13 protein-coding genes are annotated in these 15,180 nt (G+C 55.8%); 6 read left to right on the forward strand and 7 right to left on the reverse strand.

Features of this window, described 5'->3' with window-relative positions:
* Window positions 1-57: 57 nt before the first annotated feature.
* From NST37_RS24145 to NST37_RS24160, 4 genes are all read left to right on the forward strand, one after another.
* Complete coding sequence (locus NST37_RS24145) at window positions 58-1,077, forward strand: ABC transporter substrate-binding protein (protein ID WP_003388680.1); 1,020 nt, start codon at window positions 58-60, stop codon at window positions 1,075-1,077.
* 10 nt (window positions 1,078-1,087) lie between these two features.
* Window positions 1,088-2,095 carry an iron ABC transporter permease gene (locus NST37_RS24150; protein WP_003388681.1) on the forward strand — a complete coding sequence of 336 codons (1,008 nt, stop codon included), beginning with the start codon at window positions 1,088-1,090 and terminating at the stop codon, window positions 2,093-2,095.
* The gene (locus tag NST37_RS24155; protein ID WP_024983019.1) at window positions 2,088-3,113 is read left to right on the forward strand and encodes an iron ABC transporter permease; all 1,026 of its coding nucleotides are present in this window, start codon (window positions 2,088-2,090) and stop codon (window positions 3,111-3,113) included. The genes NST37_RS24150 and NST37_RS24155 overlap by 8 nt, the downstream gene beginning before the upstream one ends.
* A gap of 65 nt (window positions 3,114-3,178) precedes the next feature.
* Complete coding sequence (locus NST37_RS24160) at window positions 3,179-4,009, forward strand: alpha/beta hydrolase (RefSeq protein WP_339186819.1); 831 nt, start codon at window positions 3,179-3,181, stop codon at window positions 4,007-4,009.
* Between the two features lie 277 nt (window positions 4,010-4,286).
* On the opposite strand, the gene NST37_RS24165 is transcribed toward NST37_RS24160, so the two are convergent.
* From NST37_RS24165 to NST37_RS24185, 5 genes are all read right to left on the reverse strand, one after another.
* Window positions 4,287-5,078 (reverse strand): ABC transporter permease, encoded by a 792-nt coding sequence (locus tag NST37_RS24165; RefSeq protein ID WP_339185963.1) that lies wholly within the window; start codon window positions 5,076-5,078, stop codon window positions 4,287-4,289.
* Between the two features lie 5 nt (window positions 5,079-5,083).
* Window positions 5,084-5,857: an ABC transporter ATP-binding protein gene (locus NST37_RS24170; protein ID WP_024983022.1), complete on the reverse strand. Its 774-nt coding sequence runs from the start codon at window positions 5,855-5,857 to the stop codon at window positions 5,084-5,086.
* A gap of 4 nt (window positions 5,858-5,861) precedes the next feature.
* On the reverse strand, window positions 5,862-6,923 hold the full coding sequence (locus tag NST37_RS24175) for an ABC transporter substrate-binding protein (RefSeq protein WP_003388687.1): 1,062 nt from the start codon (window positions 6,921-6,923) through the stop codon (window positions 5,862-5,864).
* 84 nt (window positions 6,924-7,007) lie between these two features.
* The gene (locus tag NST37_RS24180; RefSeq protein ID WP_339186821.1) at window positions 7,008-7,595 is read right to left on the reverse strand and encodes a DinB family protein; all 588 of its coding nucleotides are present in this window, start codon (window positions 7,593-7,595) and stop codon (window positions 7,008-7,010) included.
* A 133-nt stretch (window positions 7,596-7,728) separates the two neighbouring features.
* Window positions 7,729-10,332 carry a TPM domain-containing protein gene (locus NST37_RS24185; protein WP_339185965.1) on the reverse strand — a complete coding sequence of 868 codons (2,604 nt, stop codon included), beginning with the start codon at window positions 10,330-10,332 and terminating at the stop codon, window positions 7,729-7,731.
* A gap of 198 nt (window positions 10,333-10,530) precedes the next feature.
* On the opposite strand from NST37_RS24185, the gene NST37_RS24190 reads away from it, so the two are divergent.
* Both NST37_RS24190 and NST37_RS24195 read left to right on the forward strand, forming a co-directional pair.
* Complete coding sequence (locus NST37_RS24190) at window positions 10,531-11,301, forward strand: SDR family NAD(P)-dependent oxidoreductase (RefSeq protein ID WP_003388690.1); 771 nt, start codon at window positions 10,531-10,533, stop codon at window positions 11,299-11,301.
* 15 nt (window positions 11,302-11,316) lie between these two features.
* Complete coding sequence (locus tag NST37_RS24195; protein WP_031932491.1) at window positions 11,317-12,306, forward strand: bile acid:sodium symporter family protein; 990 nt, start codon at window positions 11,317-11,319, stop codon at window positions 12,304-12,306.
* A gap of 124 nt (window positions 12,307-12,430) precedes the next feature.
* Here NST37_RS24195 and lpdA read toward each other — a convergent pair whose 3' ends face one another.
* The gene (gene lpdA, locus NST37_RS24200) at window positions 12,431-13,801 is read right to left on the reverse strand and encodes a dihydrolipoyl dehydrogenase (protein WP_327956212.1); all 1,371 of its coding nucleotides are present in this window, start codon (window positions 13,799-13,801) and stop codon (window positions 12,431-12,433) included.
* Window position 13,802: 1 nt separating this feature from the next.
* Window positions 13,803-15,170: a dihydrolipoamide acetyltransferase family protein gene (locus tag NST37_RS24205; protein ID WP_003388693.1), complete on the reverse strand. Its 1,368-nt coding sequence runs from the start codon at window positions 15,168-15,170 to the stop codon at window positions 13,803-13,805.
* Window positions 15,171-15,180 lie beyond the last annotated feature (10 nt).

The raw sequence follows: 15,180 nt of genomic DNA on the forward strand, positions 1-15,180 counted from the left end.
ATACTCATTGTTGAGAATGATTATCAAACGCATTTCCTGGAGAGGAGAAAAGCAACGATGCTCAAAAAATATTGTGCGGTACTGTTCGTTTCCCTGATGGCAGCGGCGCTTGCGGCATGCGGAGCCGACAAGGCGGCGACAACGGCAAACGGTTCATCGACAAGCCCTGCCGTGGCCCAGGAAGCTGGCGGCAAGCCTGCTGCCAATCCGGCAAACGCTACCGCCGAATCAAGGACAATCCAATATCTCGGGAAAGACTACACGGTTCCGGCTGTCGCCGACCGGATTGTGATCACCGGATCGGTCGAGTCAATGGAGGATGCTCTCGTGCTTGGCGTGAAGCCGGTTGGGGCGATGACGACCGGAGGCAAGTTCGCTCCGATGTTCGCCGAGATTACCGAAGGAACCGTAGGGATCGGGGAGAAAACACAGCCGGATATCGAGGCGATCTTGAAGCTGAAGCCGGATGTGATTCTAGCCAGCACCAAATTCCCGGCAGAAACCATCGAGAAATTGAACAAAGTCGCTACTACCATTCCGGTCTCCCATATATCGACAGACTGGGAAGCCAATCTGAACCTCTTGGCAGAGCTTGCCGGAAAGCAAGACAAGGCCAAGCAGGTGCTGCAAACCTACAAGGAACAAGTGCAGGAGCTCAAGGAAAAAATCGGGCCGATCTTTAAAGACAAAAAGGTTTTGGCCATTCGCGTCCGGGCAGGCAGCACGTTTATTTATCCGGAATCCGTATTCTTCAACCCGTCCCTTTACGCCGACCTCGGTGCGGAAGCTCCTGCGGAGGTCAAGCAGGCGAAGGCGCAGCATCTCATTTCCCTTGAAAAGCTTTCCGAGATGAATCCGGATTATCTGTTCGTCCAATTTGCCGAGAGCGAAAACAAAGACACCCCCCGGGTTTTCGAGGAGTTGCAAAACAACCCGATCTGGAAGAGCATCAACGCCGTTAAAAACGGCAATCTCTTCGTGAATATCGTAGACCCGGTTGCCCAGGGCGGCACAGCCTACAGCAAAGTGGCCTTCCTCAAGGCGGTAAAAGACAGTGGCATCCAGCAGACAAAGTGAGCAGAATACGATGCGTTCAAACAAGCTTGCATCTGCCCTGATCCTGGGGAGCTCGCCGGTTCTCATCGTCCTTGCGATCCTGCTGTCAGTCCTTTATGGGGCCAAGGAGATTGATGTGGATACGATTCGCGATGCGCTGTTCCATTTTGATCCGGGCAATGTCAATCACCAGATTATCATGCACTCCAGATTTCCGAGAGCAATCGGGGCCCTGTTGATCGGGGCCTTCCTGGCTATTTCAGGGGCGATCATGCAGGGGATTACACGAAATTATCTGGCGTCGCCTTCCATTATGGGGGTGACCGACGGTTCGGCTTTTGCCATCACGATCTGCATGGTGTTTATGCCCAACTCGTCCTCGATGGAGATGATTCTCTTTTCCTTTATAGGATCGGCCCTCAGCATCTTTCTTGTTTACACACTGTCCACCCTGCTGCCGGGGGGGCTCTCCCCGGTGCGCATGGCGATTCTGGGGACGATTATCGGCACGTTTTTGAGCAGCGTGGCTACCGCTGTGGCGACCTACTTTCAGGTGTCGCAAAGCATCAGCTTCTGGTACAACGCCCGGCTTCACCAGTTGGACCCGACGCTGGTCAAGCTGGCAGTCCCGTTTGCGGTGGTCGGCATACTGGCAGCGATCTGGCTCTCCAAGTCCATCTCGGTCCTGTCTCTCGGAGAGGAGATCGCCGTCAACCTCGGGCAAAAAACGACCGCTATCAAGTTTATGGCTACCGGAAGCGTGGTCATCCTGACCGGCATATCCGTAGCGCTGGCAGGAAAAATCGGCTTTGTGGGACTCATCGTTCCCCATATCGCCCGCTTTTTGGCCGGTGCCGACTACAGATGGATCATCCCGTGCTCCGGGGTGCTTGGCGGCATCTTTCTGGCGCTATGCGATGTGCTCAGCCGGTTTGTCAACTATCCGTACGAGATGCCGATTGGCGTGGTCACTTCCTTGCTTGGCGTCCCTTTCTTTCTCTATCTGATCCGGACAAGAGGGGGCGAAAAGCGTGCATAATGCTTCCAAAGGCCGTTACGCTGCCGTATTGGCCGCCGGGATCGGCGTGATTCTGGCCGCTGCTTATATCAGCCTGACGAACGGCTCTTTCGATATGACTGTGATGGATATTGTTCGGACGCTTTTGCGTATCGACCCGCAGCCGGAACATGATTTGGTCATCCTTGAGTTTCGTCTGCCGCGCATCGTCATCGCCGTGCTGGTCGGAATCGGGCTTGGCATTGCCGGAGCGGTCATTCAGGGAATTACGCGAAACGGCCTGGCAGATCCCGGCATTTTGGGAATCAATGCGGGGGCAAGCGCGGCCATGGTGATCTTTCTGTTTTTTTATCAGGGACAGGTAAAGGGAACCGGGTGGACGGCGATTTTGACCATGCCGCTTTTCGGGTTGGCTGGCGGTCTTCTAGCGGCCCTCCTGATCTACCTTTTTGCCTGGAAAGACGGGCGGCTGGAGCCGCAGCGCCTGCTTTTGACCGGGATTGCGATCGGTTCCGGGCTCGGTGCGCTCACCCTTTTTCTGACCTTGAAGATGAACGCGAGCGATTTTGAGATGGCAGTCGTCTGGAATTCGGGCAGCATTTACAACGCCAACTGGAAATATATCGCCTCCATCCTCCCGTGGCTTGTCTGTCTGATTCCCGTCATTGTCAGCAAGTCGGCCATCCTCGATGTGTTCAAATTGGACGAAGACATCGTCATCGGCATCGGTGTTTCGTCGGAAAAAGAAAAGGCAATGCTCATCCTGTGCAGCATCGGCATCGTGAGCGCCTGTGTTTCGGTGTCGGGTGGCATCGGTTTTATCGGACTGATGGCTCCCCACATCGCGAAGCGACTGGTCGGCCATTTCCACCGGTACATGATTCCTGTTTGCGGACTGGTCGGAGCGGCGCTGGTGCTGGTCTCCGACACGATTGGCAAGCTCCTCTTTGCCCCGGCCGAATTGCCGGTCGGAATCGTCATTGCGATCATCGGTGTTCCCTATTTCATCTTTTTGCTTTCCAGAAAAAAAAGCCGTTGAGTCCGAAAAAAATACTGCGAGAGGAAGTAGATACAGTGGAGAGCCAGCAAAAGGAGCTTGAAGAAGTGAACGTGTGGGAAGGCGGAGGCGGGGTCTTTCTTCCCCAAACCGAACAGTACGCCATGCGCTCCAGCGTCAGCAGCCGGGAGTATCGCATTCTCATTTACAGGCCAAGCGAGGCTCCGCCACCCTCGGGGTATCCGGTGATCTATTTGCTCGACGCCAACGCCTTGTTCGCCACGATGGCGGAGGCCGTACGCATTCAGTCCCGCCGCTCCGAGAAGACGGGCGTTTTTCCGGCGGTTATTGTCGGGATCGGCTATCCAGAGGAAGCGCCGTTTCCGCCCGCCCGCTTTTATGATTTTACGATGCCAAGCCCCCTTGCCGAGCTCCCTCCTCGGCCTGATGGGACCGCGTGGCCGGAGCACGGCGGCGCCGAAGCCTTTTTGACATTCATCGAGGAGGAGCTCAAGCCGAGGATTGAAAGCTGCTGCCCTGTCGATAAAAGCAGACAGGCCATCTTTGGGCACTCTCTTGGCGGTCTTTTTGTCCTGCAAGTCCTGTTCACCCGTCCGCACGCCTTCCAGACTTATATCGCCGGCAGTCCGTCCATCCATTGGAACAAGGTCTTTCTGCTGAAAGCCGAGGAGCAGTTCTCTTCCCTGGTAAAGCAGCAGACGGTCGGCGACATCGGCATCATGATCGCGGTAGGGGAGCTGGAGAAGGGCCACCAGAGCCGCATGAACGAGAATGCAAAGGAGCTTGCAGAGCGTCTTTCCGCCCTGGCAAGCTACGGGGTTCGCACCGAGTACAAGGAGTATGAGGGAGAAGGCCATGTTTCGGTGCTGCCGGGCTTGATCAGCCGCGCCGTGCGGTTTGTATCCCGCCCTTTATAAATGGGGCCGCTTCATAAAAGGGAGCCACTTTTCTTTATAAGCATAACGCCGAAGCCAACTTACCTGGACAACACCGCTACAGCCAGTCCAGCTTCTGCTATACAGGTACAACCATTTGCAGCGGAAAAGGAAAAAGCTGACGTATGCAAACTAGCTTGCAAACGTCAGCTTTTGTTTTCCTCTCAAGCAGCATGGAGGCGGGGACTCACTTTCCTGACAGCCTGACTTACGCTTTTGCTTTGAGTCCGGCCCCTTCGCCAAAGCCGCATCCCTCACATTACTTCCACGGAATCAGCTTTCGCTCCAGCCACTGCAGCGTGCGGTTGAAAATTAGACCGAGCAGGGACAGGAACAGCACGCCCACCATCAGCTTGGTCGTAATCATCAGGTTTCCGTAATGCAGTACCATCGAACCAATCCCTTGCTGGGCCGCGATCATTTCCGCAGACACCAACAGGAGCAGCGAGGTTCCGGCCGCCAGCTTCAGACCGGCAAAGATCATCGGCAGCGCCCCTGGCAGGATCACATTTCGGATGACATTGAGATGGTTGGAGCCAAAGGTGACAGCAGCCTTGATCAAAATGGGATCGACCGTTTTCACGCCCGAATACGTATTGATCACGACCGGGAAGAACACCCCGAGCGCGATGATTGCGACCTTGGGCATCTCGCCAATCCCGAACCAGAGTATGATCAGCGGCAGCAGGGCAATTTTCGGAATCGGATAAATCGAATAAACGATAGGAGTCAAAATGGCATCGGCCCACCGGGAGAACCCGAGGATCAGGCCAATCGCGATTCCACAGATCGCTCCGATGGCGTATCCCGCTCCGATCCGGTACATACTGGCCAGCAGATTCTCGATCAGCTCGCCGTTCACGAGCATGTCCCATGCTGCTGTCAAAATAGCGGAGGGAGCAGGCAAAAAGAGCGGGGGTACGATGTTCATCCGGCAGACGATTTCCCACAGTACCACCAGTCCGGCAATCCCCAGTGCGGCGGCATAGCCCGGAATTTTTTGCTCCAGAAAGGCGACGCGGTTGGTAATGACTTGTCTTTGCTCGTTCATCCTGCTCACCCCTCCTTCAGCGCTTCCTGGGCATCGTGTTTGATTAGCTGCCAGATTTGGTCGGCGTATTGCTCGAACTGGCTGCGGTACTCCTCTTTGTCCCTTCCTATTTTCGGAAGGTCAATGCGGATAATCTCCTTGATCTGGCCCGGATGTCTGGACAGGACAATCACCCGGTCAGCCAGGTAGACGGCCTCTTGAATGTTGTGCGTTACATACAGCGTGCTCAGTCTGGTCCGGTCCCAGATCGTCAGCAGCTCCTCCTGCATGAGTGTGCGGGTCTGGGCATCCAGCGCGGAGAAAGGCTCGTCCATCAACAGCAGATCCGGCTCGACCGCCAGCGCTCTGGCGATCCCGGCCCGCTGCCTCATCCCGCCTGAGAGCTGTTTCGGGTACGCCCCTTCAAAGCCCTGCAAGCCGACCATGTCGATGTAGTGCTTGCCCTTTTCCTGCTGCTCCTGTTTGCTGGCGCCGCTCTCTTCCAGTCCGTAGATGACATTTTCATAGACCGTCCGCCACGGAAACAGGGCAATTTCCTGAAAGACAATGCCCAGTTTGGGCTTTTTCCCCTGGGTTCCTTCAAAATAGACCGTCCCGCTGCTGGGCGACATCAAGCCTCCGACGATGTTGAGCAGCGTGGACTTGCCGCAGCCGCTCGGTCCGACCAGCACGACGAACTCCTGCTCTTCAATGGAAAAATTGATGTTCGTAAGCGCGGTCACTTCTCGTTTTTTTGAATCAAGAAACGTCTTGCCGACATCTTCGATGACAATTCTCATGCGATCACTTCCCTAACTTTTGCAAAGCATCTTCCAACAGCTGCGTATTCACGATTTCGCTCGTATCGATCGCTTTGTCGATCAGCTTTTCCTTGGCATACCACTCTACCTGGGTCTTGATGTCGGACTCCAGCAGCTTGCCGTCGCGGTCAATGTAAGGCAATCCTTTTTTGATCATGTCCGGCTCTTGATCGGTGTACTTGGCGATGATTTGGACGACTTCATCGTAATGCTCGCCAGGAACGATCTGTCCGTCTTTCTTTGTGAGAACGGCATCGTAGTAGTAACGGGTCGCTTTTGCGTATGCCTTCAGGAAGCGTTCGGCCACATCCTTGTTCTCAGCCAGCTTCGGAGAGAAGAAGATGCCCGAAGTCTGGTACTCGATCTCGTCGCCTACCTGGGCGATTACCTTGCCGTAGCCCTCGTCTACAACGGTCGAGATATTCGGCTCGTTCAAAAGAACAGCATCCACTTGTTTGCTCTTGAGGGCTTCCATCAATCCTTTGATGCTGTTGAGCGGGACGAGCTCCACGTCGCCAAGCCCGAGGCCGTGCTTTTCGAGCATTCTGCCGGCCATGTAATGATAGGTCGATCCGGTCTGTGTGATGCCGATTTTCTTGCCCTTTAATTCTTCGATGCTTTTAAGTGGTGAATCGCCAGGTACTAATAAAGCAGAGGAGGAGTAGCCCTGCTGTTCCCTTCCTTTATCGGCCACAATTACCAGTTTTTGTCCGCCAGACACCATATTGTACAGGCTCGCCGTAATCCCGGTCGCTCCGACATCCACGCTTCCCGCAGCTGTCGCTACCGCGATCGGCTGAGCAGCTTCAAACCACTTTGCCTGCGCATCAATGTTTTCTTCTTTGAAAAAGCCTTTCTCAATCCCGATAAACAACGGTGCAGAGCTTGTCAGCTTGAGCATCCCGATTTGGACAGTAGCGGCTTCCGCCTTCTGCTGCCCGTTTGATCCTCCGGCTGCGCTTTCCCCTTCCTGCTTTCCACAGCCAGCGAGAGCCAGGGATAGAGTCAATAGAGTGCTTGCAACTAGCATTGCTGATTTCTTCACGTAACGCCCCTCCATGTCGTGATCTTTTGATCGTCGTAAAATTACCATTATATTTCGACAAAGTAACACAAAAAGTGACATAGATCAATGCTTCCAGCTCAATAAATGCTCATCGCCGTCCTGTAAAAGCTTGGTCATGTAGACAATTTGACCTGTATGATACGAATAATGGGCAGTCGTATGGTACAGGATTTCCAGCAAATGACGGGTGTACGAGGCGATTCCCGCGTCCGGCGGATAGACAATCGTCACTTCTCTTTCCATATCTTCTGGCGAGAGCGATTCCAGTATCGCCCGCGTCTGCTGGCGCACGCCTGTCAGCTGCGCCAAAAGCTCGTCCGGACTGACGCCGCCTTCCGCGAGAAATTCTGCCGATCTTTCCCGGATGAACGGCTTTTGGCCGATCCCGCTGACGATGTTTTGATATTCGTTTCCGGCCAGATGCAAGCAGAGATTGCCGACGCTGTTGGTGCTCCCGCGCACTTTTTTCCACACCCGCTCCTCCGGCAATCGGTCCAATGCTTTTTTGATCCGTTCCAGCTCCGTGTCCAGGAGCTTTAGCGTTTGGCTGTAAAACCGGTGCATGTTGGCTTCTCCCCTCTTCCCTATGTATTTTGATTCATACTCCATAGGATACCACAGGTCTTCCGGGAACTGGCGCAATGTCGGCATCAAGCGCCTGACGCCCCCTTTTGCCTTTATGAAAATGGGCTTCGCGAAACTTTGTTGGCCAAAGAAAAAACGGCCGGAAGCCAGCCGTTTTTTCTCCTTGCGGTGCTGTATGGCAGTAGTCGGACCACATTGTCTACCATTGCGACGACCCGGAGGATCTCCCGCTGTTCGACGACCCTCCGCCCCAGCTTGAGCTGCCTGACGAATGGCCGCCTCCGCCCCAGCTCGAGCTTCCCGAAGAGCGTCCTCCTCCCGAGCCGCCGCCAAAACCTCCTCCGAAGCCGCCTCCAAATCCGCCAGAATTGTTTCGTCGGCGCTCCTCATCCAAAGCTCGCCGGTACTCCCGATCCATTTCGCTGAGGATCGTTTCTCCTCGGGAGATTTCCTGCATGGCCTCGGCAAAGGACCCCTCCCTGATCGCCAGCTCCACCTGTTCTTTTAAGCGATCGTACTGGGAGGAATAGCGGGAAAGGCGGATTCTTCTGCCGTATCGATTGCGTCTGCTCGAATAGGCGTCCTCGAACCTCCGGAAAGCGCGCACCGTCTCTTCCTTTTTCTGCTTGACCAGCTCCACCCGGTGAGCAAGCTGATCGACAAGCATTTCAAATGAAGTCAGCGCCTCCTCGATCTGATAGACGTCGAGCAATTGACCGTTCATCAGGCTCTCCAGCCCGTTGATCTCCTTGTCTATCTCGGCGATCATCCTGGCAATCTCGGGAATTCTGACATAAAGCTGCTCAAAAGCAGACGCTGATTGATAGAAACGGCTTTGGAACTGCTGAAAACGGTCGCCTGCCGTCTGTACCCGCTCCTCCAGAGCCATGCGATAGCCAAGGCTCTGCTCCCGGACATTTTTTATCTGTGAAAGCAGGTGCTCTGACAGCTCGCTCCGTTCGTGGGCCAGCCTGTATTTTTGCACGCGCTCGTCAAGCGCCGACTTTATTTCGATCAAAAGCCGTTCAAGCTCTTCCTTGTCCCCCATGATTTGTCCGTAACGCTCTTCCTGCTCACGGAGATGAACTTCGGCAAAGCGTTCGCGCAGTCTCGCAAACTCCTGATTGTACGCGGAATCGAATTCCCTCAGTTCAGCCAGAAGCTGTTCCGTGTTGCGTACTGTCGCTCTTGCGCTATCTCGGTGCCGAATCATTTCCGCTACGACGTCGCTCGCCTGTTGCAAACCATTCTCCATGCCATCGATACATGCCTTTGCTTCGTTGCTGTCACCTGCTTCGATCAGCGCTCCGAGGCGCGGCACTTCCGCTTCCGCCGCTTTCAAAATGGCAAAAGGGTCGGCATCGACAAGCAGCAGCTGTTCACGTCCCACCACTTGGCGAAGCTCCTCCTCTCTCAGCTTGATCCGGGGAGGAAACTCCTTGTGCTTTTCGATCTGGGCTCTGATCTCATCGACAGCAGCCCGCAAGCCGTCAAACATCTGATGTACCTCTTTGGCAGGTCCTTCGGCTTGCAAGTAATCAAATTCATCCATGCTGTCCGCTTTGTTCAAAATGGCTCCAGCCTGTTCCAGCTGCTTCCTCATGACGGTCAAGGAGAAGGACGTTTCCCTGGCGAGCGCCTCGATGATTGCCGACGTCTCTTTTGCTCTTTCTTTAGCCTCTTCGACGAGACGCCTTACCTCGACGGACAGCCTTTCAATTTCTTTCAATCTTGCTTGATTTTGTTCAATTTTGTTACAATACGCCTCCACTGCATCCAGAAGGCCCTGTATGGCTTGTTCCGTTTTGGCCCCGGAGAAAAAGGAAACCTTTTGTCCCGCCAGCTGCTCCTGCAGCTGCTGCGACTCTTTGTGCAGCTGAAGGGCGGCTTGTTCAAGCTGTGCAACCTGCTTTTTCGTTTCCCCCTCGATGAGGCCGACCTCCAGCTCGCGGAACAGCCCGGAGACGATCATCTGGTCGACGGCAGGCGTCGCTTCCGCATGGCTCTTTACAGCCCGGTCCAGCATTTTCTTTAGACGGGAGCGATAGACAAGCTGTCTGATCGTGAAAAACAGAGCCGCTCCGATGCATAGAAAGAGCAGAACCCAGACGATGGAGTTCTGGGAATGAGCCGATGTCGCCGATTTGGCCTGTGCAGGAGCCGAACCGGATGGAGCGGATGATGGCGGCGGAGTCGCAGCGTGCTTCGATGTTGCCGCATTGCCGGAGGGTGCCTTTGAAGCGCCTGAGGCCGCGGGCGATGCTGACGGTGCCGTCGTCGCATTTGCCGGAGACGATGCCGGGGTCGTCGCAGTGACTCCCGCATTCCCCGCAGACGCCGACTCGGAAATCTCATTGACGTAGTCGCTGACCGCAATCACTCCTGCAGCGACATTTCCCTCTCGCGCCAGCGGTACGAATTGCAGGTCGAGAATCCCCTTTACATCCCCCGCATCGCTTTGGGCGACTTGACTTGCCAGCTCCTTGTTTTCGAATACGAGATGCACGTGATTCGGATTCACCGTCACGACCAGCATCAGTTGATTTTTTCCGAGCTTCCAGCCGTCGTAGGCCTCGTTGGCCAAGCGCTCCCCTTCCGCCTCATCCAGCCCGCTGGCGGTAAGGAGCAGCAGCTCGTACTTTTTGTCCTTCGTACTCTCTTTGATCTGCTCGGCTTCATCGGATGAAAACAACCCGACGGGGTCGGTCACGACTCCATTCCGCTCCGGGAGAGCGGCCGCGGAGGCGATGGAGCCCGAGACAAGCCACAGGATCGCCAACATAAACAAACTGATTCTCTTCATTCTTTAATCCTTTCCTGATATGTCGTTCATTTCCAAATTATACAGTAACGAGAGCTGTCGCGCTTGCCCGGCTTGCTTTTCCATTTTTCTCCTCCGCAATCGAAAGGCCAATTGTGGAAGTGGCTCTAGACTCGCTCGTCGGCTGCAAGCAATACTGTGGGTATTGACGAGAGGAAGATCATGAAGGAGGCGATACCCATGTGTTCAGAAAAAAAGCTGGCGGTTATTACCGGTGCGGCTCAGGGACTTGGCTACGCGATTGCAGAGGACCTCGCTGCTTCTGGTCACCGCGTTGTTTTGCTGGACCGCAATCCGGATAAACTGCTTGCCGCCGTCGAAACGCTCCGCTCCAAAGGTCATACAGCAGATGGGAAACAAATCGATCTGGCGGAAACAGATGCGATCCAAGGCCTGCTCTCCCAGATCGTTCAGGAGCACGGGGCCTTCCACGTTTTGGTCAACAACGCTGGCGTCAATATCGTCAAGCCGATGGATCAGGTCACAAGCTCCGACTGGGACCTGGTGATGAATATCAACCTGAAGGCTGTCTTTTTCATGATACAAGCCGCCGCTCCATTCCTGCATGACGGCGGCTCCATCGTCAATATCGCCTCGGTTGCGGCAAACAGCCCGCGCCCGCTCTCCGCAGCCTACGCGGCTTCAAAAGCGGGGGTTTTGAGCGTGACAAAAACTGCATCGATTGTCCTTGCCCCAAGACGCATTCGCGTAAACGCCGTTTGTCCCGGTGCCATGGAAACAGAGCTGTTGGCGAAAATGGCTGACGACATGAGCGCTCTCTTTGGCCAAAGCAGCGAAAGGTCCCTGCAAAATTACATCGGTAACATCCCGCTCGGGCGAATCAGCTCCGCGCATGATGTAGCAAAAACCGTTTCATTCCTGGCATCCGACGCCGCTGCCTATATAACAGGCCAATCCGTAAACGTCTGCGGCGGGTGGACAGTTACATAGCCGGGAGGACCGCCTATGCTTCGCTTTTTCCAAGCCGCCGTCACCAAATTGTTGCCCTTGTGGATCGTCTGTTGTGCGCTTCTCGCCTACCACTTTCCCGGCCACTTTCTGTTCTTGAAAAATTGGACCGCCCCTGCGCTCGCTTTTATTTTGTTTAACATGGGACTTACCTTGTCGCAGGAGAGCTTGAGACGGGTCATTCGGCAGCCAAAGAACGCCTTGCTTGGCGTAGCCGGCAAATGGACGATCTCGCTGGGCATTTCCATCGGGCTCGCGTTTCTGTTCTTCCGGGATCAGCCTGATCTCTTGGCGGGGACAATCCTCGCAGGGGCGGTGCCCAGCGGGACATCAGCCAATCTGTACACCTTTATGGCAGGAGGAACGCTCGCTTTGAGCATCATGATGTCCGCTGTGGATACGCTGGTGGGCCCCGTTTTGACCCCGCTGATCATGAAAGCGACGGTCGGCAGCGTTGTCCCCGTAGCTTTTCTGCCGCTGTTTTTGCAAATGGTGTACGTCGTCCTCCTGCCGATTTTGGCGGGCCTGGCGATCCAGTGGAAATGGGAGTCGCGGCTGGCCCCTGTCAAGAAAGTCATTCCCCTGCTCTCTGCTGCCGCCCTCATCGTTGTTGATCTCGCTGTCGTTTCTGGTGCGCAGACTATGCTTCAGGAGAATCTGGTCCTGCTCCCCTGGCTGTTTCTCTGCGTATTTCTGCAAATAACCGTTCCCATGGTGCTCGGGTACTGCTTTGGCGCCGGTTTCCGGATGCCGGAAGCGGATCGACGGTCCGTCGTCTATGAATTCGGGATTTGCAATACGGCCCTGGCTGCGCTTCTTGCCATGGAGCACATCAGCCCGATCGCTGCGGTCCCTGCTGTAGCGAATATGATCACCAATACGTCCCTCGGCGCTTTCATCGCCGTTTTGTGGGAACCGGCCCGCACCCGCTGGCAGCGATACAGATCGAGCTCAAGCTCTGCGGCACAACATCAGTCAACGCAGTAAGGCCCCTTTTGTCTGCGAGACAAGGGAGCCTTTTTTTGTCTGTTTAGGTTTCTGCAAACCAGCCTTTTCCCTGGCGTGTACGGCAGTGCCTCTTGGCAGGCATGCAAGCCGCAGCCTCCCTGGACTAGGGGAGGTGAATTGCTTGCCCCATGATGCTCATCGCGGCTTCCTGGATGCCTTCCGCGACCGTAGGATGGGGATGGATCGTTTTGACCAGCTCGTCGAGCGTAGCCTCGAGCGTCAGACCGAGCGACGCTTCCGCAATCATTTCGGTCGCGTGCGGAGCCAGCAGATGAATGCCGAGAAGCCGCCCGTACTTTCTGTCCGCTACCACCTTTAAAAACCCGTCCGTCTCTCCCCCAACCAGGGCTTTGCCGCTTGCCATCAGCGGAAAGACCCCTTCCTGAACGTCGAATCCCCTGTTTCTCGCCTCTTCTGCCGTTAGGCCTGCCATAGCCGCTTCCGGATGAGAGTAGACGCAGTGAGGGACGAGGTCGAAGTTGACTGGCTGTGTGGGGAAGCCCAGGGCATGTTCAGCCGCTACCCTGCCTTCTGCCATCGCGACATGCGCCAGCATGATCGGACTTGCGCAATCCCCGATGGCGTAGATGCCCGGCTGATTCGTCTGTTGATACGCATCTGCCTTTATTTTGCCGTTCACTACCCGAATCCCCGCCTTATCCAGCCCGAGCGGTTCCAGAACGGCTGCTCTGCCCACCGCCGCCAGCACCAGGTCGGCCTGTACCGATTTGCCTTCCGACAATTGCAGCTCCAGCCCTTCCGTTTCCTTCTTGATGATTTTTACGACCTTTTGGCCAAGGCAAAAGGCAATGCCTTGTCTTTCCAGCAGCTCTTTCAACTGCCGGGACAGTTGCGGGTCCATATTCGGCAGGATGCGCTCTGCCGCTTCGATGACATGCACATCCACGCCCAGCTCGGAAAAAGCGGTCGCAAATTCCACGCCGATGACCCCGCCTCCGATGATGGCAAGGCGTTTGGGCAGCTCGGCAACGGAGAGCAGCTCATCGCTTGTGACTACTCCCGGCAGGTCAATGCCTTCAATCGGCGGAACGACCGGACGGCTGCCTGTCGCCAGGATAATGGCATCCGCCTCCAGCAACAACTGCTCTTCTCCCGCAACAGTCACCCTTTTCTCTCCGGCAAGCGAAGCTGTCCCTTTTACGACCCTGATCTGCCCCTTCCGAAGCAACCCTTCTACGCCTTTTCGAAGCTGCATGACCGCTTTTTCTTTCCGCTCCAGAATGGACGGCCATGGAACTTCACCAGCTTTGTTCTCCGGGAACCACTGACTGCTTTTCGCCCATATGTGGGAGGACTCCAGCAGGCTTTTTGTCGGGATGCAGCCGACATTCAGGCAGGTGCCGCCGAGCTGTCCTTTTTCAATCAGGGTGACGTCCGCCCCCAGCTGGCCCGCACGCAAAGCTGCCGTATATCCTCCCGGCCCTCCACCGATGACGATCAGCCTTTTTTTCATCCTACCGCCTCCCCTTTACAAGCAGCCGCAGCGGCTGCTGGATGTAGTCATGCACCGTCTGGAGGAACCCGGCTGCCTCCGCCCCGTCGAGTGCCCGATGGTCAAAAGAGAGGGACAGCGTCAGCATGGAACGTCGAGCGAGGTCATCACCGATCCATACGGGCTTTTCGACGATCCTGCCGATCCCCAATATCCCGGTTTCTGGCGGATTGATGATCGGCGTAAAACCGTCGACACCCATCATGCCGAGATTGCTGATCGTAAACGTGCCCCCGCGCATTTCATCGACCGTCAGGCGCTGCTCGCGGGCGCGCGTCGTCAGATTATGCAAGGCTTCCGCTATCTCGCCCAAATCTTGTTTGCACGCGTGAGGAATGACCGGAACGAGCAGCCCGTCTTCGACAGAGACGGCCACGCCGAGATGGACGTCCGGGTGGATAGTGATCGCCTGATTTTGGCACCAGGCGTTCAGACTGGGGTGCTTTTGCAGAGCCATGGCAACGATTTTGACCAGAAAATGGGTAACGGTCAGCTTGGTCCCCGTACTCGCCAAATCTGCGGAAAGAATGGCATGTGCGGCCAGCAGCGGAGTTACATCGACTTCCCTGGTGAGTGTAACGTGGGGGATCTGCTGCCAGCTTCGGGTCATCCGCTCCGCGATCACCTTGCGTGCGCCTGTCATCGGGCGGGTTGCGGCTGCCGACTCCGCTTCCCGTGGCGGATGCGTCCACTGACCTCCCGCTTGCTTCAGTTGTTCGGCAATCACGTCAGGCAGCATGATCCGCCCCCGCTGGTCGATCCTCTCCCAGGCCACACCTTGCTCCTCCGCATATTTTTTGGCTGCTGGCGAGATAGCCGGCTGCTTTGCCCCAGTATCCCCGACATCGCGGGAGACAACGATGCTTCTCGGGCCGGATGCACTGACTTGGCCTATATCGATTCCCTTCTCCCTGGCGAGCTTGCGAGCGAGCGGAGTCGCGAGGCGAAACCCCTCTGAAAGGGTGTGATCGCCTGATTCGAGACTCGAAGCATCGTTCGAATCACGGCTAACAGCATCGTTGGATTTGTGATGTGAACCCTCGCCTGCCCCCTGCTGACCGTCTGCTCCCAGCAACCCGCTAATATCCTCGGACTCTTCCGCCACGATCGCAAGCGCTGCCCCGACCTGTGCCGCTGCGCCTGCGGGCGTAAAAATATGGCGCAAAACCCCGGTCCCTGGTGCCGTCACTTCATTGGTGATCTTGTCTGTCTCCACCTCGAACAGCACTTCGCCGCTCTCGACACGCTCGCCTACAGCTTTGCACCAGACGGAAACGGTCCCCTCTGTCATCGTCAAACCGAACTTGGGCATGGTGATTACGAATGCCATGTTATTTCCC

The sequence above is a fragment of the Brevibacillus sp. FSL K6-6036 genome (assembly GCF_037964015.1).
Taxonomy (GTDB): domain Bacteria; phylum Bacillota; class Bacilli; order Brevibacillales; family Brevibacillaceae; genus Brevibacillus; species Brevibacillus borstelensis.